Origin of the sequence: Mesobacillus stamsii, assembly GCF_030814065.1 — a bacterium.
Classification (GTDB): Bacteria; Bacillota; Bacilli; order Bacillales; family Cytobacillaceae; genus Mesobacillus; species Mesobacillus stamsii.
In genome coordinates, this window is record NZ_JAUSUN010000004.1 from 190,880 (window position 1) to 215,479 (window position 24,600).

Sequence of the window (24,600 nt, forward strand, 5' to 3'; positions counted from 1 at the left end):
TATTGTCTTTTTACGGACCCCGAAGCCTATTGTTTCGGGGTTTTTTCTTTTAACGAGGAGGAAAAAAGATGAAGCATCAAGATTATATGGCCCTTGCGATCAATCTTGCAAAAGCAGCGGAAGGACAAACCTCCCCAAATCCCCAGGTTGGCGCTGTGCTCGTAAAAGACGGGGAGATCATAGGTTTTGGCGCCCATTTGCGGGCAGGTGAGCCGCATGCCGAGGTTCACGCTATTACAATGGCAGGGGAGAAAGTGAAGGGAGCAAATCTTTACGTGACTCTTGAGCCGTGCAGCCATGTTGGGAAGACACCGCCCTGTTCGAACCTTGTCATAAAGTCGGGCATCAAAAAGGTATTTGTGGCTTCGGTTGATCCAAACCCCCTCGTTGCTGGTGCAGGAATTACCAAAATGCGGGAGGCTGGCATAGAAGTGGAGGTTGGGTTATTAGCGGAAGAAGCCATAGCCCTGAATAACGTATTTTTTCATTACATAAGTACGGGACTCCCATTTGTAACCTTGAAGTCTGCCACGAGCCTTGATGGCAAAATTGCGACAGTGTCGGGAGAGAGTAAATGGATCACAGGTGAGGAAGCGCGAAAGGATGTTCATCACTTTCGCCATACACAGGATGCTATTCTTGTAGGTGTCAACACCGTTATCAAAGATAATCCAAGCCTGACAACAAGGCTGGAAACTGGCGGAAAAAATCCCGTTCGGGTGATTTTGGATTCGACTTTGAGAACACCAATGGAATCAGAGGTAATTCGTGATCACGCAGCTGAGACGATCATCGTCACAGCTGCTGGTGCCAAACCTGAAAGGGCAAAACAATTCGAAGACCAAGGCATCAAAATCATCAAGCTAGAAACTGCGAAAGTCGAAATAAACGAAATGCTGAAAAAATTGGGGGAACGCGGGATCACTTCTCTGTTTGTGGAAGGCGGTGCCGAAGTCCATGGCAGTTTTTTAAAAGAGAAGGCCTTTCAGCAGGTGATTACTTATATTGCCCCTAAGCTGATTGGTGGCAGAAATGCTCCGACAGCCTACGGAGGCGAAGGCATCGTTCGTCTGGAAGAAACAGTTCCCTTGAAAATTACCGATGTAAAACAAATCGGCGAGGATATCAGGATTATTGCTGAGCCGATCTAGAGGGAGGTTTTCATATGTTTACAGGAATTATTGAGGAAATTGGGACAATTGCCAATATCCAGTACAGCGGAGAATCGTTTATGCTGACAATCGACGCAAAAAAAGTACTGACAGATGTACAAGTTGGTGACAGTATTGCAGTGAACGGGGTATGCCTGACGGTCACCTCTTATACAGAAAATAGGTTTACCGTAGATGTGATGCCTGAGACAGTAAAAGCCTCGAGCCTGAAAACCGCCAGGCGGGGTTCAAAGGTAAATCTGGAAAGGGCGATGGCAGCGGGAGGCCGCTTCGGCGGTCACTTTGTCGCCGGACACGTGGATGGCGTCGGGATCATCAAAGGAAAGACCCAAGTTGAAAATGCAGTGTATTATGAAATCCAGGTGGAACCGGATTTGCTGAAATATGTCATCCTAAAAGGCTCCGTCGCTGTTGATGGAACAAGCCTAACCGTTTTTGGAATATCAGAAGACAGTTTGACCTTGTCACTGATCCCGTTGACCCTTGCTGACACGGTACTAGGCTTTAAGGATAAAGGCGATATCGTCAATATTGAATGTGACATGATTGGCAAGTATGTGGGGCACTTCTTGAGTGATCAGCTCGCAGCAGCTCCAAAAAGAGAAAGCAAGATTACAGCCCGATTTTTAGAGGATAACGGGTTTATGTGAGGATGATGAAAATGTTTGATCCAATTGAAGAGGCGATATATGAACTAATGCAAGGCAATGTCGTCATCGTTTGCGATGATGAGGACCGGGAGAATGAAGGAGATTTTATTGCGCTTGCTGAAAAAGCAACACCTGATGTCATTAACTTTATGGCGACGCATGGCCGGGGGCTGATCTGTGTTCCAATTGAAACAGAACTGGCACAAAAGCTTGGCCTGATGCCGATGGTGTCGCACAATACGGATCCTCATGGTACCGCGTTTACGGTTAGTGTTGACCATAAGTTTTCCACGACAGGTATTTCTGCGTTTGAGCGCTCAGCCACTGTGCTTAGTATGCTTGATCCAGAGTCAAAGGCAGCTGATTTCAAACGTCCAGGCCATGTATTTCCGCTTGTTGCCAAAAAGGGTGGCATCTTAAGGCGTGCTGGCCATACAGAGGCGGCGGTCGATCTGGCGAAAATGTGCGGAGCCAAGCCGGCCGGCGTAATTTGCGAAATCATGAATGAAGACGGCACGATGGCACGAGTGCCGCAGCTCCGCAAGATTGCCGACCAATTCGATTTGAAAATGATCACCATCAAGGATCTTATCCAATACCGCAATCGTAAAGACAAGCTGATTCAGCGCGAGGTGGAAATCAATCTTCCGACGGAATTCGGGATATTCAAGGCTATCGGGTATTCGAACGTTGTGGATGACAAGGAGCATATTGCCCTTGTGAAAGGTGATATTGATCCAGATGAGCCGGTATTGGTTAGGGTTCACTCAGAATGCCTTACCGGAGACGTATTTGGTTCCTATCGCTGTGACTGCGGTCCCCAGCTGCATGCTGCACTTACTCAGATTAATGAAGAGGGACGCGGTGTGCTTTTGTATTTGCGCCAAGAAGGCAGGGGCATCGGCTTGCTGAACAAGCTGAGGGCATATAAGCTGCAGGAAGAGGGCTACGATACGGTAGAGGCCAATGAAAAACTCGGCTTTGGTGCTGATCTTCGCGAATATGGGATTGGAGCACAGATATTAAAAGACCTTGGCATCAAGCAAATGAAGCTACTCACGAACAATCCAAGAAAAATCAGAGGGTTAAAGGGTTATGGACTAGAAGTAGTCGACCGAGTGCCCATCCAGATGCCAACAAGGAAAGAAAACGAAAACTACTTAAAAACAAAACACAGCAAACTTGGTCATTTACTTAAATTTTAATAGGGGGATTCAAATATGAACAAAACATTTGAAGGCAATTTAGTCGGAGCAGGTCTTAAGATCGGCATCGTTGTCGGACGTTTCAATGAATTCATCACCTCAAAGCTTTTGGGCGGGGCACAGGATGCTTTAAAAAGACACGGCGTCAATGAAAAGGATGATGTCGAGGTTGCCTGGGTTCCTGGTGCTTTTGAAATTCCATTGGTGGCGCAAAAAATGGCAAAGAGCAATAAATATGATGCAGTCATCACGTTAGGAACCGTCATTCGTGGCTCCACTCCGCATTTTGACTATGTTTCCAATGAAACGGCAAAAGGCGTGTCAGCCGCCGCTATGAACACAGGGATTCCTGTCATCTTTGGTGTCCTGACAACCGACACAATCGAACAGGCTATCGAACGAGCCGGCACAAAAGCAGGCAATAAAGGCTGGGATGCAGCAATGTCTGCAATCGAAATGGCAAATTTGCTGAGGGATATGGATCGCTAATCTCTTTAAAAAAAGCTGCAGACAACGTTGTCTGCAGCTTTTTTCTGCGGGAACGACGAGAAAATGTTTTTAAACATTTAAAATCCTTGCCTCAATTTGTTAATAATTTGTTCATATTTTCTGGTTAAGATGAAAACAAGATAAAAAATGGAGGAGGAAATACCATGAATGAATTCGAGCAGGAATCCCGGAACCATGAAACAGAACCGGTAAACGAGCAGGAATCCCGGAACAAAGAGTGGGAACCGGACAAAGAACAGCAAACCCGAAATCAGAACTTGGAGCAAACGAACGAGCAGCAATCCCGGTACAACGGATCGGAACCGGCCAAAAAGTCTAATAAAATGAAAAGCATTTTATCATCTGTCATGGCTGGAGTAGTTGGTTCGGCCATAACACTTGCGGCTGTGAATTTTACTGAAATGGATGCTGGGCAAAATGTTCAGCCACAGACAGCGGCAGAAAGCAGTTCGAATGTTGTAGCGACCCCAACCTCTGCAAAAAGTACAGGTTCCATTGCGGACATCATTGAAAATTCTTCTAAATCGATTGTAGGCATCAGCAATATCCAGCAGCAAAACAATCCTTTTTCCCGCACTCAGGGAAATGTCGAAACTGGGTCTGGTTCTGGGGTTATTTTTAAAAAGACGGGCAAGGATGCCTTCATTGTCACCAATAACCATGTAATTGAAGGAGCAACCAAAGTAGAAGTTTCCTTGTACAATGGCGAAAAGGTTGAGGCGCAAGTTGTTGGAGCTGATGCGTTAACTGATTTGGCAGTGATTAAAATCGAGGACAACAAGGCAGTGAATGCCCTCGAATTTGGCGATTCTTCCGCCTTAAGGCCTGGTGATCAGGTTCTGGCTATTGGAAATCCACTCGGACTGGACTTATCGCGGACTGTTACTCAAGGAATCGTAAGCGCGGTTGACCGGTCGATCTCCGTTCCGACTTCAGCCGGTGAATGGGTAATGACCGTTATCCAGACCGACGCAGCCATCAATCCGGGGAACAGTGGCGGCGCATTGATCAATACAGATGGAAAAGTGATTGGAATCAATAGCTTAAAAATTTCGCAGAATGGGGTGGAAGGCCTCGGCTTTGCCATTCCGAGCCAGGAAGCTTTGCCAATCGTCAACCAACTTATCGAAAAAGGCAAAGTTGAACGTCCTTATTTAGGTGTTAGCCTTGCTGATTTGGAGCAAATTCCTGAAATGTATCTCGAAAATCTGCCCGCCAATGTCAACTCCGGCACGATGGTGACAAGCGTTGACCCAAATTCTGCAGCAGCCAAAGCGGGCCTTCAGGAACAGGATCTTATTGTCGGCATTAATGATGTACCAGTAAAAAGTGCCAGTGATCTAAGAAAATATATGTATACGAAGCTGAAAAAGGGTGACAGTGCTCAAGTGAAAATTTACCGTGACGGCAAGCAGCAAACTTTAAAGGTTGTGCTGACTGCTTCAAGCATCTAATAATGGAGGGAAATAATGATTGCTTTTATGAAAAAAAACAAATTAATGCTGATTTCTGCTGTAATTACCTTAGGAATTATCCTGATCTTTGCGACAGCTTTTTCAAAAACAGAAACAGCAGCGAGCGTCAATGGGGAAAAAATTACCAAGGATGAACTGAACACAAAATTAACAGAGTTGTATGGCGCAGATACATTGGACTCGATGATCACCAATAAAGTGATTGAAATGGAAGCTGACAAGCAAAAGGTAACAGTAACCGGAAATGAAATAGATGAAGAGCTGACAAAGCTCCAGGAATCCTATGGTGGGGAAGATGCGTTTGCAGCGGCACTTGAGCAGAATAAAGTATCAATCGACAAAATCAGGGCGGATATCCAAACGTATTTGCTCGCTGAAAAAATGATCAAACCTTCCATCAAGGTAACGGAAGAAGAAATGAAAACATATTTTGCGGAAAATAAAGCTAATTTTGACCAAAAGGAACAGGTAAAAGCAAGCCATATTTTAGTCGAGGATGAGGCAACGGCCCAGAAAGTCAAGAAAGAACTGGACAGCGGTAAAGACTTTGCTGCATTAGCCAAAGAATATTCAACGGATGCAAGCAATGCGGATAAAGGTGGAGACCTGGGCTATTTCGGAAAGGGCGAGATGGCGAAGGAATTTGAGGATGCAGCCTTTGCGATGAAAGTGGGAGAAGTCAGTGCCCCGGTAAAAACGGACTTTGGCTACCATATCATCAAAGTTGCCGATAAAAAAGCAGCAAAACCGGCGGTATTTGAAGACCATATGGAAGAAATCAAAGCATCCTTATCCGACCAAAAAATCCAAGCAGAATATCCAAACTGGCTTAATAAAACAAAAGCAGACTATCAAATTCAGACATATTAATTTTCAAAAAAACCTCTTTTAGAGGTTTTTTTGCATTTTAAAATCCAAAACGATATTGGGAAATTTTAAAAATGATTCTTTGTGCATATGACATTTTTTTCACATAGCAATGGACCCTATTCTTAAAAATTCAAAATGATTCATTTAGCATATTGTAGTTATCTAAAAATTTAAAATATAATAAAAATTGTAATACCATATCAATGCCGAGGAGTGGTTGGATGAAAGGAAAAAAAGCAATCGGAGCCGCACTATTAAGCATGACAATGGGACTATCTATGTTCGCAGCTGGGGTATTTGGACAGGCACCAGAGACGCAGGACTCCTATCGAATTTTGGTTCATGGTCCATCAGCGGAAAAGGCTAAGGCGAAAGACCAATATGGAATTAGATGGGATTTTGGAGAAACCGGTTTTACCACGACGGTAAATGCTCCGCAATATCTAGCACTATTAAAAAACAAGAATCTAAAAGTAGAACCAGTTTCTCAGGTTCTGCTGGAAGCGAAGCCAGGATCAGGTGCTCAGGCTGCACCTTCCGACCGCACACCTTGGGGAATGGAAGCAATCTACAATGATAGCAATTTACAGGCAACATCCGGTGGCAGCGGGGTTAAAGTAGCCGTACTCGATACGGGAGTCAACGTAAACCATGCCGATTTGGCTGGCAGCGATGAGCAATGCAAGGATTTTACGAACCGAAGATCCCCGTTGGTAAATGGGACTTGTACGGATAAAAACGGCCATGGTACTCATGTAGCCGGAACGGTACTGGCAGATGGAGGATCAGGAAATGGAATTTATGGGGTAGCTCCTGAAGCTGATCTTTGGGCCTATAAAGTGCTAAACGATCAAGGATCCGGTTATTCTGATGATATCGCCGCCGCCATCCAGCATGTTGCAGATGAAGCTGCCCGTACGAACTCGCATGTCGTGCTCTCGATGTCTCTTGGTTCGAGCAGCAAGAGTACAATGATTGCGGATGCAGTGGATTATGCCTATGGAAAAGGGGTTCTGGTTGTTGCAGCAGCTGGAAACAGCGGTCCGAATGCGGATACCATTGGATACCCGGGCGCATTGACAAACGCAGTTGCAGTCGCAGCACTTGAAGATGTTCAGGAAAACGGTACATACCGTGTCGCTGACTTCTCCTCCCGCGGAAATCCCGCTACTGATGGGGATTATCTAATCCAGGAACGGGATGTGGAAGTATCTGCACCAGGAAGATCAATTGAATCAACCTGGTACGACGGTTCCTATAACACCATTAGCGGAACATCCATGGCAACTCCGCACGTGTCCGGATTGGCAGCGAAGATCTGGGCGGAAAATCCAAACATGAGTCACAATCAGCTTCGCGCCGAGCTACAGAATCGGGCAAAAGCGAACGATATCCAAGGTGGATCGGGTGCAACATCAGGCGATGACTATGCGTCAGGTTTCGGTTTCCCACGAGTGAAGTAACGATCGCGAAAAAAACCGCCGAATCGGGAGTGAGCGCCGATTCAGTGGTTTTTTGTTTTTCGATAACTGGAAAAAGGAGCCCGGAAATTCCAATTCGCCAAAAATTAGTTTTTCGCCAATAAGTAAGTGGTTTTCGCCAATAAAACAATATTATCGCCAATAAAATCCGGAAATCGCCAATATAATTGTGAAAACCGCCAATAAAATGATTCAAGCATGAACAAGCGGTAGAATTATATTGAAAACTAGACTTGATCCTCGGAAATAACCGATATTGCAGCTTTATATAGCGAATTTTTCCCAGTCAGCTTTCTTAAAACTTCCTCTTACTGTAAAAGTTCTCTGTAAAATAAGGTTCATGCTTTGGTCCGAAGGCGACGCCGACACCAAGCAACTTGAAGTCCGGCTTCAGGATATTCTCCCGGTGCCCGAGTGAGTTCATCAAACCTTCATGGGCGAAAATGCTGCTGAATTGGCCGTATGCGAGGTTTTCCCCGGCGACGGAAAAGACAATATCGTCTTCAGCCATCCTGTCAAAAGGCGACTGGCCTGCAGGATTCGTATGGCTGAAATAGGAGTTCTCCGCCATATCGACACTGTGTTTGCGGGCCGTAACCTTAATTGGATCGTCCCAAGTAAGGATGCCTAAACCATGAACGACCCTTGAAGCATTCGTCAAATCAAACAACTGGTATTCAAAACCTGCTCTCAACGCGTCACTCGCTTTCGTATAAAAACCTGCCTTACTTTGCTCCAGTTTTTCACTGATCATCTGGATGGCTGTTACGGTATTGTTCCTGTGTTTATCATAAAAGACAGTCACATAGCTGTCATCAATATGGTAAACGTCATAGTCTTGATCATTCTGGAACTGGTAATAAACAAGCCCTTTTCTGATTTCCTTGAGTGGTTCCCCAAGTGTCTGACGAACGGTCTCTTTCGCAGCGCCATATTTGATGCCATTTTTAGCAGCAATCAGGTCCTGATTAGTATACAGAGCATTCACTACTCCGTCCTTGCTATAGGAAACCATCGTGAAGTTCTGAAAATTTTCATGATAGGCATGCCACTCTGTACCGTACTCATTCATGGAAATCCGTTTCGGGGCGCCAAGCTGTTTTTCAACTTCGACCTTTTTATCCCCAATTCTAATATTATGGATGGTGAATGTTACCTCTGAAGGTGTTGCCAGTTCTGGTTTAGATACTTTAGGCAAAATCTTTTCATCCTGCGTTAATTCCTCTTTTTTCTCATTGACCTGCCAGATCAGTTGGTTCAATCCGCTATTCAGCTTCTCAAGCACAGACGCAAGTTCTTGGTTTTCTTTTAAATTCTCTATTTTAGTTTGAATATCTTTATTCTCAGTAATGTATGGCCATGAAAAGTAGGCCAGCGCCCCGATAATCAGAAGCGAAAAAAATTGTCTCAAAGCCGATGATCCCCTTCCTTTATTCCTTATCCCCAATATATACCCATTTATCCATTATAAAAAGCATAGTGTTACCCAAACTAATTATGAAGTGTTTTAGAAAATGTTCATAACTGTGATAAAAAAAGTCTATATCACACTGTAATAATACTATAATTATAAGTATTAACTTTGCTACAGGAGATTACCCTTTCGCTTGAGGAATGGAGAACGAAAGTGAATCCTAAGCGGGAGACTATTTTATAGAGGAAAGAAGGAAAAATGTATGGAAAACTGGATTGATATTTCGCAGGTTTTACACGATAAAATTCCTGTCTGGCCTGGCGACACGCCATTTGAATACCAAGTGAGCTGGGGTATGGAAAAAAGCGGTTCGGTCAATGTCGGGCAGGTGACGATGAGCACTCATACGGGCACACATATTGATGCCCCTTTTCATTTCGAAAGCGATGGGAAAAAGGTCATTGATTTGGACTTTCAACTCTATATTGGAGTTGCACTTGTAATCCATGTGGATAAGCCAGCCAGTATCGGGCTTAAAGAGCTTGAAGGCATTAATCTAAGCGGAGTAAAGCGGCTGCTGATCAGAACCGATGCATGGCAGGATAAAACAGCTTTCCCGGAATCAATCCCTCATATCGAACCGGAATTGGCTGCATATCTGTCTGAGCAGGGAGTACAATTACTCGGACTCGATTTGCCATCGGTCGATCCACTGGACAGTAAAGAACTCAATGCGCATCATGAACTGAACAACCATGGAATCCATATTCTTGAAGGCCTTGTACTGAATCAGATTGAACCGGGTGACTACGAACTCGCCGCCCTGCCGCTCCCGCTCGAACAGGGAGACGGGAGCCCGGTTAGAGCGGTGATTCGAAAAATGAAATAAATTTGCAGGTTTGGCGGATTACAAGTATATTTGTAACTTTAGGAGTACTGACCTACATTATTGTTCGAACGATTTTTACCTGGAAACAATATAGAAACCAAGGAAGAGTATCCATAATATCGAATAACCGCGGAACTGGCGACTTTATTCCGCGATCTGCCATCCTGATTCCGCGATAAAGACGATTAATTCCGCGAAACTCGCACCTGATTCCGCGAAAATCAATGATAATTCCGCGAACTGGTAATTATCATTGATTTTTTCCAGTACTCTCGTTCACATTTTAGTAAAATAACATCCATCAACTCGTCTGTTTCTAGTGCTATACTTTTTGTATGTTAAAACTTTCACATATTAGATAATCAATACAAAAAGACGGGTGAGCAATATGGATCAAAAAAAGGTTATCATCATAGGCGGTGGAATTACTGGGCTAACTGCTGCGTATTATCTCCAAAAGAAAGCAAGGGAAGAAGAGCTGCCGATCGAAGTTAAATTGATCGAGGCTAGCGGCCGTCTTGGCGGGGTTATCCGTACTGAGACGAGGGATGGTTTTGTCATTGAAAGAGGTCCTGATTCAATCATTGCCCGAAAAAAAAGTGCGTTGAGGTTGATTGAAGAAGTAGGTCTCCAGGATAAAATCATCTCGAATACGGCGGGGAGATCTTATATTTACGCAAGGGGCAGGCTGCACACCATGCCTGAGGGGTCGTTCATGGGAATTCCCACAAAAGTCACCCCGTTTGCGTTGTCCGGGTTATTTTCCCCTCTGGGCAAATTACGAGCAGCAGGAGATTTTATTTTGCCAAAAGGGGAACCGAAATCCGATCAGTCATTAGGTGTATTTTTCCGGCGACGGCTCGGAAATGAGGTCGTTGAAAACCTAATAGATCCTTTGTTGTCCGGAATTTATGCAGGCGATATAGACGAGCTGAGCCTGATGGCTTTGTTCCCCAATTTCTATGAAATCGAACAGAAGTATCGCAGCCTAGTGATTGGTTTGAACAAATCGATGCCGAAGCCTCCGAAAACTGCCAAAAAGCCAGGATCGAAAAAAGGGATGTTTATTTCCTTGTCAACCGGTTTGGAGGAATTGGTCCGCCAGGTGGAAAGGCGTCTTGAAAAAGGGTCCGTTTTGAAGGGAAAAGCGGTGAACAAGGTTGAGAGGACAGGATCGACTTATCAAGTCTATCTCGAAACGGGGGAAGTGGAAACGGCAGATAGTGTAGTGATTGCGACAGATCACTTCCACGCCCAGCGGATGTTGTCGGCATATCCATTCATGGAACCGTTTAAACATATGCCAGCCAATTCTGTGGCAAACGTGGCGATGGCATTTCCAAAATCAGCGATCGAGAAGGATATCGACGGAACAGGATTCCTGGTGTCGAGAAACAGTGATTTTCGGATTACTGCCTGTACGTGGACACATAAAAAATGGCCGGGCACATCACCTGACAATATGGCGCTTCTCCGCTGCTATGTCGGCAAACCGGATGACCAGGAAGCGGTCAATCTTACAGATGACCAAATAACCGAATTGGTATTAAGAGATTTGAATAAAACGATGAATATTAAGGCAAAGCCAGAATTCACTATTGTGACCAGGTGGAGAAAAGCGATGCCGCAATATACAGTTGGCCATCTTGAAAGAATCGCAAAGGTGAAAGCGGAGCTTAAACAAGAGCTTCCAGGCATTTTTCTTGCTGGCGGTTCTTATGAAGGTGTTGGGATACCTGGATGCATCGACCAGGCAGAAGCGGCTGTGGGAAATGTGATGGAATACTTTAAGGAATGTTTTTAAGCTGGAGTCTGCATAAGGATTTTTATAAAAAAAGATGCGGCTTCCATATGGGAGCCGCATCTTTGAAAGGGAGCATATCTGTTATTTCTATTCGTTAAACCAGAGTGGATCGTTATTATCGACCTCGCCATTATAGTTAATGACAATCTCTTCGCCTGCGCGAATATCCCGATAGGCATAAAAATCAAAAGTATGTTTGCCAAAATTGATTTCATAGATTGCATTTGGCTCATAGGAATGATTGAACAGCATCCCGTAACCCAACAAGATCGCTGAATGGTTTATACCGTACTCAAATGCATAATCGGCTAACGCGGTTTTCTCGATGTGCACATGCTGATCATTAGGATACGAGAGAACAGGAGCCTCGTGGATCAGATCGCCCTTTGCAATATTTTGAGTGGCAAAAACGCCTCTATTAAACTCGCCATCGCTTATTTCAGAAGTTTTTATTTGAATCACTTTACTCACCTATGGATTATGACTTTCTTTCAGCATGACGGTTATTTGCGATAATTGCAAATTAATTTTGGTATTGGTTGTCCTATGTTCATTGTTTCCCGTTATCTTTTAACGATTTTTGATGGATTATTGATCTTGTATCCAACGGAAACATCTAGCAGCATCGATTCATCTTCGACGTCCTTGCCTTTTGGAAGACTCTTTTTCACAATTTTGCCGTGGAATTCAAGTTCCTGTCCGGGCACGAGTTCGAGTTTTTTCAGTGTTTTGCTGTGTGAACCCCAAGCAAGTCCAATCTCAATTGGTTCTTCCTGATCAATCCGAACATCTTGGAAGACAATAACCTCCTCATTGTCTTCATTAAAGTGATTCCAGCTTAAGGCAAATTGCTTCACCTTTGCTGTAAAAAAGACTTTATCTTCTGGCAGTACCAATTTAGAGGCTGTTTCTTTTTGTGCTTTTATTTCCTTGTTTGCTGCGGGCTTGACGTTTTTTTCCGGTTTAGCCGACGCTTGTGCAGAGGCAATTTCTGCTGTTTCAGAAACGGTTGTCTGTTCCATGCCTCCTGTATCTGCTTTTGGCGCGTTATCAGGCTGTTCTATTATTTCCTTTCCAAAGTTTGAGGATTGCATTTCCTTTAAATATGCAGGGTGGATGCATGTCAGAGTCCCATCAGGAAATTCAACGACAAGCGTATTGTATTCAGCCGTTTCACCGAAAACTTCATACCCCTTTATCTTTACAAGACAATGCTGGTATCTGTCTTTGTACCAAAACTCTTTCTTCGCGCTCAATCCCCATTCCTTTACCTTCTCAAGATATGGAGCTTCTCCCTCAAATGTTTCAAACATGCCTTTAGGCGGGATGTACCGAGACAAAGGAGATTGTTTAGAGGTTGTTGTTGAAATTGCCATTTGTCCACTTCCTTTCAAGTCTATTTTACTCTCCCGGAAAGCAGAAAAAAAGTTTCCTCCCTTGTGATTTTGGTCATTTTCCAATGACACAGAAAAAATAGGGGGAAACCTTGGATAAAATTTTTATTAGATTTCGAGTGAGAAAAGCGTGATCTGTCCTTCGTTAATCCGAGCTGACGAGAAGTAAGTTTCCATAATTATGATAGTTTCCGCCATAGTGTGGCACTAGCTATGATCGAGTCACTTTCAATGATAGAATAGGCAGCGCTTGTAATTGCCTCTGGAAGGTTTTTCCCTGTGCCTTTATATTGATTGAATGCAGCATCAGAAACTCCGTTGGATGAAAAGCTGTACCCTAGTTTTTCCAGCTTTTCAACAATCAGCATTGCATGCACCAGATTCTGCTCTGGATTAAATTCAGAGTCATTGATGAATACACCTTTCTCATAGTCAAACCAGCGATCCCATCTGTTTAGCTTCCAACCTAAAATCCTCCGTGCAATTGCATCCGTTTTTTTCATGATTCTTCCTCTCTTCCTGAATGTTGTTATATAACAACTAATTTTATTAAAGTATATTACATAACAGACAAAAGATGCAATGCCAATTTTTAAAAAAAGAAAAAAAGAACTGCAGAGGAGCCTACAGTTCTTTTTGGTACGTTCCCGCCGGCAATTGTGTCGGGGAAAGATAGCCGATCCCTGCTCCGATGAGGGCGGGAAGAATCCAGCCAAGACCTATATCGTATAACGGGAGGTAGTCGATGAATAACGTTTTAACGGATTGGAAGATCGGAATATTTAGACCGGGAATATTTGCTGCTAATGCACTGTATCCATCAAAAAAGCTGACAAGAAAGGTCATCGCCATCGCGGCAGAGTAAACGTTCTGCTTATTGCCGAACAGAGGGGATAACAGCGTCAATAGGATGAGAATGATTGCTAAAGGATACAAGAACAATAAAACCGGTACAGCAAATTGGATAATATTGTTTAAGCCAAAGTTTGCTATTGCAAAAGAGACGAAGCTAAGAGAAAACACGTACATCCTGTAAGAAATCTTCGGAAACGCATCATGAAAGAATTCGCTGCAGGCTGTGATAAGGCCAATGCTAGTTTTTAAACAGGCAAGCACAATGATGATCGCAAGAAGGACGGCACCGAAAGAGCCAAAATAATGCTGGGCGACTGCTGCAAAAATTTGGCCGCCATTTTCGAATGTTCCAATAGCTGACACACTTGATGCACCCATAAAAGTGATCAGTCCGTAGATCAGCATCATCAGCGACATTGCGAAAATCCCTGATTTGATCGTTGCTTTGGCAATTTCCTTTTTGTCCGTAATCCCTTGTCTTTTAATCGCATGTATGACGACAATCCCAAATGCCAAAGATGCCAGAGCGTCCATCGTATTATACCCTTCTTTAAAACCGGTCATGAAGGCAAGCTTCTCGTACGCACCGGTGGGTTGACCGTACCCTCCCATTGGATTAAATATCGAAAACCCGATTAAAAGAAATAGAAATACGAGAAACGCTGGGGTCAAATATTTGCCGATGTATTCCATGACCTTTGCTGGACGGAGCGAGAAGAAATAAACAATGGCAAAAAAGACGAAACTAAAAATCCCTAGCCATAAATCAGCCTGGCCAGAAGCGATATACGGCTCAAATCCGACAACAAACGGAACTGTCGCAGTCCGTGGAATGGCAAAAAATGGTCCAATGGTTAAGTAAAGAACGGTGGCAAAGGCAATGCCGAAAACTGGGTGAACTCTGCTGGCCAAATCACGCAAGCCGCTGCTCCCAGAAATTCCAATTGCTACTATTCCTAAAAAGGGAAGTCCAATCGCTGTTACGAGGAACCCGATTAACGCAGGCCAGAAATTGGTGCCGGCAAGCTGGCCTAATTGAATCGGGAAAATTAAATTTCCAGCGCCAAAGTACATGCCAAATAGCATGGTGCCAATAAGCGCATAGGTTGAAAACGAGATTTTTTGCTGCAATTCCACGGCCTCCTCTTGATGGTAATTGTGCATTCTTCTGTTAGGATGGAGGTGTATCCTTTAATAGAAAAAGAGAGAAAGGAACGATCACAAAGAATAAATCCAAAAGAAGAATAATACAAATTACTATATATTCTAAAACTTCACAAGTCAATCAAATATTTATCTAGTGATCACAAGTGGTCCATTTTTAGTAAGGATAATCGTATGTTCACATTGTGCGACATAGCTGTTTTCTGTAACAAAGGTCCATTCATCACCTTCGTATTGGAAGACTTCTTCCTCAGCAGTGGAGATGAAAGGTTCAAAAGCAATGACCATGCCATCTAATAAGAGCTCGTCATCCCAAGGTTCATGGTAATTGTAAATATGGTTGGGAGCCTCATGAATGGTCCGGCCGATTCCATGTCCGGTAAGATTTTTTATCACTTTAAGTCCGTTCTTCCGTGCAGTCGCCACAACCGCCTTGCCAAGTCCGCTTTTCTTTGAGCCTGGTTTTGCCTTCTTTAAGCCAGCTTCAAAAGCCTCGACAGCTGTTTCGCAAATCTTTGTTAAAATCGGGTCCGCTTTTCCAACGACAATGGAAATTCCCGTATCAGCAAAATAATTGTTTTTTGATCCGGAAACATCAATATTGACAAGATCGCCTTCTTTAATGACACGGCTCCCTGGAATCCCATGGGCAACTTCTTCATTTACACTGATGCAAGTATAACCCGGGAAATCGTACTCGCCCTTCGGAGCAGAAATTGCTCCATTCTCCTCAAACATCGCAGCCGCGAGCTCATCCAGTTCCTTTGTAGTAATCCCGGGAACGGTCCTTTGCACCAATTCATCCCGAATCTTGCCGACAATCCTGCCAATTTCCTTTAATCCGTTAAAATCTTCACTAGTTTTTGCAATCATGATTTACTTCCTTCCATTAAATAAACTATTTCATTAGCGTATCCCTTTTTTTCATGAAAATCCATTTATCCGGCTCTGCTGGTTTGGAATAATGGATAAAATGTAGTAGTCTGATAAAACAAACATAGCAGAAAAAAAACATACATCACTTTATCCTCGATCTAATACTTTATTATAAGTTACAATGATTCTAGATAGTCTTTAGGAGGTTATAAGAATGCTTGAATATTTTATAGGCTTACATCCAGTAATCCAGGCTTTGATCGGGACATTGTTTACCTGGGCAATGACTGCTCTGGGAGCCGCTATTGTGTTTACAACGAAAAATCCTAATCAAAGGTTTTTGGATAGTATGATGGGTCTTGCGGCAGGCGTTATGATTGCTGCAAGTTTCTGGTCGTTGCTTGCTCCAGCGATTGAGATGGGGGAGGGGGGAAGCCTGCCTAGCTGGGTACCAGCTGCAACCGGATTTCTCTTAGGCGGATTGTTCTTAATGGTCGTAGATAAATTGATGCCCCATTTGCATCCTAATTTATCAGTGGAGAAAGCTGAAGGAATCCATCCTGAAAAGAAGAGACGAAGCACTTTGATGGTGTTGGCGATCACCTTGCACAACATTCCTGAAGGACTCGCTGTCGGTGTGGCTTTCGGGGCAGCAGCTGCAAGCTTTCCTTCAGCGTCACTCATGGGTGCGATCGCACTAGCGATAGGGATCGGTATCCAAAACTTCCCGGAAGGTGTCGCAGTTTCGATGCCACTTCGGCAAACAGGTATGTCTAGAAAGAGAAGCTTCATGTACGGCCAGTTCTCTGGTATGGTCGAGCCAATGGCCGCAATGGCCGGAGCTGCCGCGGTCCTATTTATCCAGCCACTTCTCCCGTATGCATTAAGTTTTGCGGCCGGAGCGATGATTTTCGTAGTAGCAGAAGAAGTAATCCCAGGATCCCAGGAAAACGGCAACAGCGATCTAGCATCATTAAGCCTGATGTTTGGATTCGCGATCATGATGATCCTTGACGTAGCATTAGGATAAAAATTGGAGGCAAGATAATTTAGGGGTGAAAAAGTGATCAGCTTTGCTAATGTCGCAAAGAAATATGACGATGAAACGTATGCCGTAAAGAATTTTACTTTACATATCAACGAAGGGGAACTGCTAGTCCTGATTGGACCTAGCGGTTCGGGAAAGACGACGACTTTAAAAATGATCAATCGGTTGATTCCGCTTACGGAAGGCTTCATAAGAATCAAAGATCAGATGATTAGTGACTATGATATTCATGAGCTGCGCTGGGATATTGGCTATGTGCTTCAGCAAATCGCGTTGTTTCCGCATATGACAATCGAAGAAAATATTTCGGTTGTTCCGGAAATGAAGAAATGGGGACAGAAAAAAATCAGTGACCGGATCAATGAATTGCTGGAAATGGTCGGACTGGACCCAAAAACTTATCGTAAAAGGCTGCCGCATGAACTTTCGGGAGGACAGCAGCAAAGAATTGGTGTTGCCCGGGCACTTGCTGCAAATCCGCCGATTATTTTAATGGATGAACCATTCAGCGCATTGGACCCATTGAGCAGGGAAAAACTCCAGGATGACCTGATTCAGCTGCAAAACAATATAAAGAAAACAATTGTGTTTGTTACCCATGATATGAGCGAGGCATTGAAGCTTGGTGACAGAATTTGCCTGATGAGGAATGGAGAGATTGTCCAGATAGGGACTCCGCAAGAGTTGATCCAACAGCCTGCAAATGATTTTGTTCGAGAGTTTGTCGGGATTGACCAGGCTGAGGAAAGGATGATCGATCTCAAGGGAGTTATCAAGCCGGTAAATCATGAAGCCGTGGACAACTTGCCCGTCATTGCTTCTCGGGTACGTTTAAACGAAATCCTGGCTTTGCTTGGCGAGCATGAACAGCTGGCGGTAAAAGAAATGGCTGAAATAATTGGCACCATCGACAGACAGGGAATCATCTTGATTTTGGCAAGGCAGATGGAGGTACGAGATGAATAGCTGGACTTCCACATTCATAGATCGCAAAGATGAGCTGTTCAGTTCCCTGCTTGAACATATCCAAATATCATTTATCGCCTTGTTCTTTGCTGTCTTAATCGCCATTCCTCTTGGGATTTTTTTAACGAGAAGAAAGCGAATATCAGAAGGAATCATCGGGTTAACAGCAGTGCTGCAAACGATTCCTTCCTTAGCGCTGCTTGGTTTGCTGATCCCGCTTTTTGGAATCGGCAAAGTTCCGGCGATTATTGCGCTCGTGGCATACGCACTGCTGCCGATCTTGCGAAATACCTATACAGGAATAAATGAAGTAGATCCCGCCTTAATCGAAGCAGCTCGAGCGATGGGAATGAACAGCAAGCGGCGGTTGATGAAGGTAGAACTTCCTTTGGCAATGCCGGTCATTATGGCAGGTATCCGGACCGCGATGGTGTTGATTGTAGGAACAGCAACGATTGCAGCTCTGATTGGAGCCGGCGGGTTAGGGGACTTGATTCTGCTCGGAATCGACCGGAATAATACAGCGCTCCTCTTTTTTGGTGCCATCCCTGCAGCCATGCTTGCCATCCTGTTCGACCTTGTCCTTAGAAGGTTCGAAAGAGCTTCCTTTAAAAAAGCGCTTATCATGATTGGGGCAATATCATTATCCGTCATCCTCATGATGGCGTTGCCCTTCCTTGGCGGGAAAAAGGAAGACGAACTAGTCATCGCTGGAAAGCTCGGAGCAGAACCGGAAATCCTGATTAATATGTACAAGATCTTAATCGAAGAAGAAACGGATCACCCCGTAAAGCTTAAAACCGGTTTGGGGAAAACATCTTTTGTTTTCACAGCTTTACAAAATGGAGATATTGATATTTATCCTGAATTTACCGGCACAGCGATCTCGGAATTTTTAAAAGAAACCGCCAATAGTACAAGCCGTGACGAAGTATATAAGCAGGCAAAAGAAGGAATGAAAAAAGAATTCAACATGGAGATGCTAAAGCCAATGGAATACAATAACACTTATGCTTTAGCAGTTCCAGAACAACTGGCGAAAGAAAATGATTTAAAGACCATTTCTGATTTGAAGTTGATGGAATCATCCCTTAAAGCGGGCTTTACCCTTGAATTTTCCGATCGGGAAGATGGCTACAAAGGAATTCGAAAACTTTATGGTCTAAATCTGCCAGACTTGACCACAATGGAGCCGAAACTAAGGTATGGGGCGATAAAAAACGGAGAAATCAACCTCGTGGACGCTTATTCGACTGACAGTGAACTAAAGCGGTATAAATTAGTGGTACTGGAAGATGATAAAAATCTATTCCCTCCATATCAGGGAGCTCCGCTGCTAAGGGCAGAAACTGCAGAAAAATATCCGGAAGTCGTCAAGGCACTCAATAGACTCGCAGGTAAAATCACGGACGACGAAATGCGGAAAATGAATTACCAGGTGAACGTTGAAGGAAAATCTTCTGAAGAAACCGCCAGGGAGTATTTAAAAACAGCAGGATTAATCGAATAAAAATACAAGAGCCCCTTGCAGCTGATGCAGGGGGCTTCTAATAAAAAGTTCTAAAGTATTTTCGTGGATGTAACAGAAAAAGGAATGGAAATCCTAGAAAGACTATCCGAAATTCATCTGGAAGAAATAAAGCGAATCGGAATGTTTAAGGAACAGCTTTAGAGGAAAAGGAAATGCCTACTGATAAAAGGCTGACCAAGGCACCAAAAGCTTTTCTTAAAAAAATCTATTCAATTGCTTTAGCTTGTGTTCTTTTAATCTATACAAATGGCCTGGGCGGCCGACGCCGTAGGTTAAAGATTCTTCAAGGATGCCCAGGTTCGTTAAAAATTTCAGGTATTTACGGACGGATACTCGTGAAATAACGGTGATTTCTGAAATATCATCGGTCGAAAAAGGCTGGTTCGCTTTCGTTTGAATCACTTTTAGGATAGATTCCAAAGTGCTGGTTGTTAACCCTTTTGGCAGGTTTTCTATTGATGAAGCTGCGAATTTTTGCTCGGTGCTTAATATTTGTCCATCAATATCTTCCTGTCTAAGCATAGGATGATTCTCAAAAAAATGGTGTTTTTCTTTATATTGTAATAAGGCCTGGTTGAATCGATTGAACTCAAATGGCTTGATTAAGTAATCCAGTGCTCCGTACCTTAGTGCAGTTTGAATATTCTCTTTATCTGTGGCCGCTGTGATCAGGATGACATCGACTGAGATGTTCTTTTTTCTTATAAAACGGAGCAAATCGATTCCCGTAGCACTTGGCATATAAACGTCAAGCAGGATGAGGTGAACCCTTTCCGTTTCAAGAAATTCTCTAGCGTCCTTTACTGTATGGACGATTCCAGCAAGAGTAAACCCATGCACTTTTTGCAGATAACGCTTGTTTAATTCTGCGACCATCGGATCATCGTCGACAATTAGTACCCTGATCATTTCCCCACCTCTTTTGCTTTATATGGAATTTTTACATAAAAATTCGTCCCTAGTCGTAACTTTGAATCAATAATTAACTCGCCCCCGAGAGCTTCGATGCTTTTTTTAACTAGGTACAGACCAAACCCGCGGTTTTCCCCTTTTGTCGAGTATCCCTTTTTAAAAACTTCTTTTTGCAGTTCATTTGCGATACCTGGGCCAGAATCAGAGACTTCGATTAGTAACCAATTATCTTCGTATGACAAATGAACTTCGAGTGTTTTGTCTTCGCTGTCTGTCATTGCCTCGATGGCATTGTCGAGAAGATTCCCTAAGATCGTAATCAACTCGTGAGTCGTCTTATTTTCTGCCGGCTCAGGAATAATGCTGGTACATTCTATCGAAAGGTCCACTTTGGCTTCTCGGGAATAACTTATTTTTCCCATGATAAAGCCTGCGAGGGCAGGATCTTTGAGATGCTGAGTAATGCTACCGAACTCTTGGTTCCGAAAATCAACCAGTGTCCGGATAAACGCGGCCAGTTGATTGTACGATTTTAATTGTACCATGCCTGATATAACATGAAGACGATTCAGGAACTCATGCGATTGTGCCCGAAGTGCTTCGGCATACGTTCTGACACCGGTCAGCTGTTCTGCTAACTGGTTTACTTCTGTTTTATCACGGAAAGTGGAAATTGCTCCGACAACCGCGCCATTCACAAAAAGTGGAACCCGGTTGACTAAAATGGAAACGCCGTTAATCGTTTGTTCTTCATCCAATTCTGGCTGTCCCGTTTTTAAAACTTGATCCAGTCTTGTTGATGGCATATAGTCATAAATTTTCATTCCGATCGGTTTTTGTGATAGACCGGCTTTTTTAAAAATTTGCAAAGCTGATTTATTTACCAATGTAATGGTAGATGTATGATCAACAGCAATAATTCCTTCGTGTACAGATTGCAGCATGGTACTTCTTTCCTCAAGAATCCTCGAAATAGCAAAAGGTTCAAGACCAAGGAGAATTTTCTTTATATATTTGGCCAAGATGATTGCCCCGATGATCCCAATTAACAGACCAAAAATGGTGACAATGAGAATGTTCTTATGGCTGGTTTCAAGGGCTGTTTCCAGACTGCTTAGCGAGATGCCAACTGCCGCTGCGCCAATTTGTTTATTTTTATCATTGTATATGGGGGTAAAAGCCCGTACTGATTGTCCAAGAGTCCCGCGTGAAACGGAGACATATTCCTTTCCTTTTAGGGCAGCTTTTTCATCTCCGCCTACAAATGACTTGCCTATCATCTCCTCATTCGGATGAGTCAGGCGAATTCCATTCATATCCATAATAACGATGAACAGAACATCTGTTGCTGACTGGATTTCATTTGTGTAATCTTGGACGGCACGAGCGGCTTGATTGTCTTCTAAGGCATGAATGACAATATTAGACTTGGAGACAGTCCTCGCAACAATTAACGCCTTTTCTTCCTGGGTTTTTCTTATGTTTTTACTAACAGAATTGCTGATCAATAGGTCGGTAATCATCAGGGATATCAAAACGACTAAACAAACGAAGAAAATGATGATGATGCTTAATTTAAACCGAAACCGCTGTCTTTGCACGCGAAATCCCCCACATTGCTTTTATTAGCTGCTAATTTTCATTGTATAGAAAGGATGGAATTGGCGAAAGCAAACTTAACTGATTATTTTATTTTTTCTCTTTCTTTAATTACAAAACAGTTTTTAAAGTTTATTAAACTAGATTCCGTGTTCACGAAATTGTAATATATTAATATTCCAAGAAAATGTAATCGTTTTCAAAATTTCTCAAAGGGGAGGGAATTGGCTTGAAGATTAACTTTAAGAGTCTTACTACACAGGTGATTATTGGTATTTTTCTCGGTATTATGATCGGTTTTATTTTTCCTGATATCGGTTCGCAGTTGAAGGTGCTTGCAGACATTTTTATTAAACTTGTTAAAATGGTTATTGCTCCAATTATTTTCCTGACGATTGTCATTGGAATTGCAGGAATGGGAGACTTAAAAAAGGTCGGCAAGATTGGGGGAAAGGCGCTAATTTATTTTGAAATTGTTTCGAGTATTGCCCTCGCAATCGGAATAATCGTTGCGAATGTCATCAAAGCAGGAAATGGCATTGATGCGAAAGCAGGAGAAGGGGATGTATCACAATATACAAAGGCAGCAGAGGAAACTAGCCATGGATTCATGGATTTCATTCTAACAATCGTACCGGATAGTTTCATAGGTGCATTTACCGGAGGCCAACTTCTGCCAGTGTTGTTACTTGCTATCCTATTCGGCACTTCCCTGGCACATATTGGCAAAAAGGGGAAGCCGATTTTAGAGTTTTTTGAAAGAATCGCCGATGTCTTCTTCGGAATTGTTAATATCATTATGAAGATCTCTCCACTTGCAGCTTTTGGAGCCATGGCCTATACAATTGGCGAATTTGGCATTGGTTCCCTCTTTTTCCTAGGTAAATTGATGGGTTCTGTCTACCTGACAATGGCTATCTTTATTTTTCTTGTCCTTGGAGCGATTGCAAAGTTTCATGGGTTTAATATCTTTAAATTCATTGTGTATATTAAAGAAGAAATTCTACTCGTCATTGGGACATCATCATCGGAAGCAGCTTTGCCGAAAATGATGGAAAAACTCGAGAAATATGGCTGTTCCAAGCCCGTTGTAGGACTTGTGCTTCCAACTGGTTATTCCTTCAACCTTGATGGAACATCCATCTACCTTTCGATGGCGGCACTATTTATTGCTCAGGCCTATGGGGTAGACTTGAGCATCTGGCAGCAGATAACCCTCCTAGGAGTGTTGATGCTTACCTCAAAAGGGGCGGCAGGCGTAACAGGCTCCGGCTTCGTGACACTTGCAGCGACACTTGCGGTATTTCCATCCATACCAGTCGAAGGAATGGCGCTTATCCTCGGAGTAGACCGCTTCATGTCAGAGGCCAGAGCTATTACAAACTTAATTGGCAACGGTGTCGCAACCGTTGTGATCTCTAAGTCTGAAGGAGAGTTCACACCCGTAACAGAGGCAGTACATTCCAAGGTATCGGCATAAACCTTGAACATTTATCCAAGCAGGCAGCCTCTTAGCTGCCTGCTTTACCCATTTTTTGAATGAAAGTTACATAGATTATTTGATTTTCCAAAAAGAACTAGATTGACAGAACGGAAAGGTTGTTGTAGCCTAGTTACTATAATTAAATATTTAACCTCACTTTTGCTAGTGAGGTAGAGGCGCGATATTTAACAGTCTTTGGCGGAGTTTGAGAAGCTTTGATGCCATGGAGAAGGAAATGTCGCCGAAGCGGGCAATATTCTCATTGTTGTTTGCTGGGTCTGCAGTTAAGAACTGCAGGACTGTCTCAATGGACTCCCCAGTTTATTGAGTTGTGCTATCTCGTTTTGGGAAAAGAGAGGACTTTAGGGCATCTGTCAATAATGCGACCTGAGTTTATCTCAGGTCGCTTTTTGTTGTGTGTAAAACGCTCTAACTAAACCAAGGAGGAACGAACATGAGAAAAAAGGGGTCATTATTTTTAGCATTGCTGCTTTCAGCAATGATTTTACTTGCAGGGTGTGGTGCTGGTAACGATTCTGCATCAGGCTCATCTGACGACAATACATTTAAGATAGGCCTTGAAGCTGGTTATGCTCCATTCAACTGGACTCAGAAGGATGATTCAAATGGCGGAGTGAAGATATCAGGAACTTCTGAGTATGCAGGCGGGTATGATGTCGAAATCGCAAAGAAAATCGCTGATGGTTTAGGAAAAGAATTAGTTGTCGTTAAAACGGAATGGGACGGACTAGTTCCATCATTGACTTCAGGCAAGATTGACGCAATTATCGCAGGGATGTCCCCAACAGCAGAGCGTAAAGAGACAATTGATTTTTCGGACAACTACTATAAATCGAATCTAGTAATGGTTGTTAAAAAAGGTGGAAAATACGAAGATGCGGCTTCCATCCAGGATTTTAAAGGTGCTAAAGTTACTGCTCAATTAAATACCTTCCATTATTCCGTAATCGACCAAATGGAAGGAGTGTCCAAAGAGACAGCGATGGACAACTTCCCGGCAATGAGGGTTGCGCTTGAATCTGGAATCATCGATGGCTACGTTTCGGAGCGTCCGGAGGCTGTCAGCGCTGCCGCTGCAAACGAAAACTTTGCGATGGTGGAATTTGAAGATGGATTCAAAACTTCAGAAGATGATACTGCTATTGCTGTTGGACTTCAAAAAGGCAGTGAGTTAACGGACAAAATCAACGAAATTTTAAAAGGCATCTCAGAGGATGAGCGTACAAAAATAATGGATGCTGCTATTAAGAATCAACCTGCAGCAGAATAACATTCCATAAA

The 24,600-nt window shown here is 43.3% G+C and carries 22 protein-coding genes and 1 riboswitch; of the genes, 14 read left to right on the forward strand and 8 right to left on the reverse strand.

Translation table 11 applies throughout. From position 1 onward, the window contains the following. Positions 1–68: 68 nt before the first annotated feature. The 7 genes from ribD (at position 69) to J2S25_RS05060 (ending at position 7,345) form a co-directional block, all read left to right on the forward strand. The gene (gene ribD / locus J2S25_RS05030) at positions 69–1,151 is read left to right on the forward strand and encodes a bifunctional diaminohydroxyphosphoribosylaminopyrimidine deaminase/5-amino-6-(5-phosphoribosylamino)uracil reductase RibD (protein ID WP_307191388.1); all 1,083 of its coding nucleotides are present in this window, start codon (positions 69–71) and stop codon (positions 1,149–1,151) included. 14 nt (positions 1,152–1,165) lie between these two features. Beyond that, entirely contained in the window at positions 1,166–1,822 is a 657-nt protein-coding gene (gene ribE / locus J2S25_RS05035; protein ID WP_044396062.1) for a riboflavin synthase, read from the forward strand. A gap of 11 nt (positions 1,823–1,833) precedes the next feature. Further along, positions 1,834–3,027 (forward strand): bifunctional 3,4-dihydroxy-2-butanone-4-phosphate synthase/GTP cyclohydrolase II, encoded by a 1,194-nt coding sequence (locus tag J2S25_RS05040; protein ID WP_044396059.1) that lies wholly within the window; start codon positions 1,834–1,836, stop codon positions 3,025–3,027. Positions 3,028–3,042: 15 nt separating this feature from the next. Then, complete coding sequence (gene ribH / locus J2S25_RS05045; protein WP_307191389.1) at positions 3,043–3,516, forward strand: 6,7-dimethyl-8-ribityllumazine synthase; 474 nt, start codon at positions 3,043–3,045, stop codon at positions 3,514–3,516. Between the two features lie 164 nt (positions 3,517–3,680). Beyond that, positions 3,681–4,991, forward strand: coding sequence for a S1C family serine protease (locus J2S25_RS05050; RefSeq protein WP_052807096.1), 1,311 nt, complete (start codon positions 3,681–3,683; stop codon positions 4,989–4,991). A 15-nt stretch (positions 4,992–5,006) separates the two neighbouring features. After that, complete coding sequence (locus J2S25_RS05055) at positions 5,007–5,882, forward strand: peptidylprolyl isomerase (protein WP_307191390.1); 876 nt, start codon at positions 5,007–5,009, stop codon at positions 5,880–5,882. Between the two features lie 221 nt (positions 5,883–6,103). Then, complete coding sequence (locus tag J2S25_RS05060) at positions 6,104–7,345, forward strand: S8 family peptidase (protein ID WP_307191391.1); 1,242 nt, start codon at positions 6,104–6,106, stop codon at positions 7,343–7,345. Positions 7,346–7,658: 313 nt separating this feature from the next. Here J2S25_RS05060 and J2S25_RS05065 read toward each other — a convergent pair whose 3' ends face one another. Continuing rightward, the gene (locus tag J2S25_RS05065; RefSeq protein WP_044396052.1) at positions 7,659–8,774 is read right to left on the reverse strand and encodes a CAP domain-containing protein; all 1,116 of its coding nucleotides are present in this window, start codon (positions 8,772–8,774) and stop codon (positions 7,659–7,661) included. A 265-nt stretch (positions 8,775–9,039) separates the two neighbouring features. Here J2S25_RS05065 and kynB point away from each other — a divergent pair, with 265 nt between their 5' ends. Together kynB and hemY are read left to right on the forward strand one after the other, a co-directional pair. Next, complete coding sequence (gene kynB, locus J2S25_RS05070) at positions 9,040–9,666, forward strand: arylformamidase (protein WP_307191392.1); 627 nt, start codon at positions 9,040–9,042, stop codon at positions 9,664–9,666. A 388-nt stretch (positions 9,667–10,054) separates the two neighbouring features. Then, the gene (hemY, locus tag J2S25_RS05075; protein WP_307191393.1) at positions 10,055–11,470 is read left to right on the forward strand and encodes a protoporphyrinogen oxidase; all 1,416 of its coding nucleotides are present in this window, start codon (positions 10,055–10,057) and stop codon (positions 11,468–11,470) included. A gap of 87 nt (positions 11,471–11,557) precedes the next feature. On the opposite strand, the gene J2S25_RS05080 is transcribed toward hemY, so the two are convergent. From J2S25_RS05080 to map, 5 genes are all read right to left on the reverse strand, one after another. Further along, positions 11,558–11,932 (reverse strand): SET domain-containing protein, encoded by a 375-nt coding sequence (locus J2S25_RS05080; protein ID WP_307191394.1) that lies wholly within the window; start codon positions 11,930–11,932, stop codon positions 11,558–11,560. A gap of 101 nt (positions 11,933–12,033) precedes the next feature. After that, positions 12,034–12,846, reverse strand: a complete 813-nt coding sequence (locus J2S25_RS05085) for a hypothetical protein (RefSeq protein ID WP_307191395.1) — start codon at positions 12,844–12,846, stop codon at positions 12,034–12,036. A 197-nt stretch (positions 12,847–13,043) separates the two neighbouring features. Continuing rightward, a complete protein-coding gene (locus J2S25_RS05090; protein ID WP_307191396.1) occupies positions 13,044–13,367 on the reverse strand; it encodes a BC1872 family protein in 324 nt (107 codons plus the stop codon). Between the two features lie 121 nt (positions 13,368–13,488). After that, a complete protein-coding gene (gene brnQ / locus J2S25_RS05095; RefSeq protein ID WP_307191397.1) occupies positions 13,489–14,850 on the reverse strand; it encodes a branched-chain amino acid transport system II carrier protein in 1,362 nt (453 codons plus the stop codon). 162 nt (positions 14,851–15,012) lie between these two features. After that, positions 15,013–15,756 carry a type I methionyl aminopeptidase gene (gene map, locus J2S25_RS05100; RefSeq protein ID WP_307191398.1) on the reverse strand — a complete coding sequence of 248 codons (744 nt, stop codon included), beginning with the start codon at positions 15,754–15,756 and terminating at the stop codon, positions 15,013–15,015. Positions 15,757–15,973: 217 nt separating this feature from the next. On the opposite strand from map, the gene J2S25_RS05105 reads away from it, so the two are divergent. From J2S25_RS05105 to opuFB, 3 genes are read left to right on the forward strand one after another with little or no spacing between them, the layout of a single operon-like run. Then, a complete protein-coding gene (locus J2S25_RS05105; protein ID WP_307191399.1) occupies positions 15,974–16,789 on the forward strand; it encodes a ZIP family metal transporter in 816 nt (271 codons plus the stop codon). Between the two features lie 33 nt (positions 16,790–16,822). Continuing rightward, on the forward strand, positions 16,823–17,773 hold the full coding sequence (locus J2S25_RS05110; RefSeq protein WP_307191400.1) for an ABC transporter ATP-binding protein: 951 nt from the start codon (positions 16,823–16,825) through the stop codon (positions 17,771–17,773). Then, entirely contained in the window at positions 17,766–19,283 is a 1,518-nt protein-coding gene (gene opuFB / locus J2S25_RS05115; protein WP_307191401.1) for an osmoprotectant update ABC transporter permease/substrate-binding subunit OpuFB, read from the forward strand. Before J2S25_RS05110 ends, opuFB begins: the two co-directional genes overlap by 8 nt. Before the next feature lie 216 nt (positions 19,284–19,499). On the opposite strand, the gene J2S25_RS05120 is transcribed toward opuFB, so the two are convergent. Both J2S25_RS05120 and dcuS read right to left on the reverse strand, forming a co-directional pair. Continuing rightward, the gene (locus tag J2S25_RS05120) at positions 19,500–20,213 is read right to left on the reverse strand and encodes a response regulator (RefSeq protein WP_307191402.1); all 714 of its coding nucleotides are present in this window, start codon (positions 20,211–20,213) and stop codon (positions 19,500–19,502) included. Continuing rightward, positions 20,210–21,817, reverse strand: a complete 1,608-nt coding sequence (gene dcuS, locus J2S25_RS05125; RefSeq protein ID WP_307191403.1) for a DcuS/MalK family sensor histidine kinase — start codon at positions 21,815–21,817, stop codon at positions 20,210–20,212. The genes J2S25_RS05120 and dcuS overlap by 4 nt, the downstream gene beginning before the upstream one ends. A 227-nt stretch (positions 21,818–22,044) precedes the next feature. Here dcuS and J2S25_RS05130 point away from each other — a divergent pair, with 227 nt between their 5' ends. Together J2S25_RS05130 and J2S25_RS05135 are read left to right on the forward strand one after the other, a co-directional pair. After that, entirely contained in the window at positions 22,045–23,295 is a 1,251-nt protein-coding gene (locus J2S25_RS05130) for a dicarboxylate/amino acid:cation symporter (RefSeq protein WP_307191404.1), read from the forward strand. 166 nt (positions 23,296–23,461) lie between these two features. Further along, positions 23,462–23,643, forward strand: a riboswitch (Lysine riboswitch). Positions 23,644–23,752: 109 nt separating this feature from the next. Further along, positions 23,753–24,589: a transporter substrate-binding domain-containing protein gene (locus tag J2S25_RS05135; RefSeq protein WP_307191405.1), complete on the forward strand. Its 837-nt coding sequence runs from the start codon at positions 23,753–23,755 to the stop codon at positions 24,587–24,589. The last annotated feature ends 11 nt before the right edge of the window (positions 24,590–24,600 follow it).

Excerpts from the sequence above, each read along its gene's own strand:
- J2S25_RS05090 (WP_307191396.1), bottom strand. The coding sequence starts at position 13,367 with ATGAAAAAAACGGATGCAATTGCACGGAGGATTTTAGGTTGGAAGCTA.
- J2S25_RS05050 (WP_052807096.1), top strand. The coding sequence starts at position 3,681 with ATGAATGAATTCGAGCAGGAATCCCGGAACCATGAAACAGAACCGGTA.
- map (WP_307191398.1), bottom strand. The coding sequence starts at position 15,756 with ATGATTGCAAAAACTAGTGAAGATTTTAACGGATTAAAGGAAATTGGC.
- J2S25_RS05105 (WP_307191399.1), top strand. The coding sequence starts at position 15,974 with ATGCTTGAATATTTTATAGGCTTACATCCAGTAATCCAGGCTTTGATC.
- kynB (WP_307191392.1), top strand. The coding sequence starts at position 9,040 with ATGGAAAACTGGATTGATATTTCGCAGGTTTTACACGATAAAATTCCT.
- ribD (WP_307191388.1), top strand. The coding sequence starts at position 69 with ATGAAGCATCAAGATTATATGGCCCTTGCGATCAATCTTGCAAAAGCA.
- opuFB (WP_307191401.1), top strand. The coding sequence starts at position 17,766 with ATGAATAGCTGGACTTCCACATTCATAGATCGCAAAGATGAGCTGTTC.
- J2S25_RS05055 (WP_307191390.1), top strand. The coding sequence starts at position 5,007 with ATGATTGCTTTTATGAAAAAAAACAAATTAATGCTGATTTCTGCTGTA.
- J2S25_RS05135 (WP_307191405.1), top strand. The coding sequence starts at position 23,753 with ATGAGAAAAAAGGGGTCATTATTTTTAGCATTGCTGCTTTCAGCAATG.
- J2S25_RS05060 (WP_307191391.1), top strand. The coding sequence starts at position 6,104 with ATGAAAGGAAAAAAAGCAATCGGAGCCGCACTATTAAGCATGACAATG.
- ribH (WP_307191389.1), top strand. The coding sequence starts at position 3,043 with ATGAACAAAACATTTGAAGGCAATTTAGTCGGAGCAGGTCTTAAGATC.
- hemY (WP_307191393.1), top strand. The coding sequence starts at position 10,055 with ATGGATCAAAAAAAGGTTATCATCATAGGCGGTGGAATTACTGGGCTA.
- J2S25_RS05040 (WP_044396059.1), top strand. The coding sequence starts at position 1,834 with ATGTTTGATCCAATTGAAGAGGCGATATATGAACTAATGCAAGGCAAT.
- ribE (WP_044396062.1), top strand. The coding sequence starts at position 1,166 with ATGTTTACAGGAATTATTGAGGAAATTGGGACAATTGCCAATATCCAG.
- J2S25_RS05085 (WP_307191395.1), bottom strand. The coding sequence starts at position 12,846 with ATGGCAATTTCAACAACAACCTCTAAACAATCTCCTTTGTCTCGGTAC.
- J2S25_RS05120 (WP_307191402.1), bottom strand. The coding sequence starts at position 20,213 with ATGATCAGGGTACTAATTGTCGACGATGATCCGATGGTCGCAGAATTA.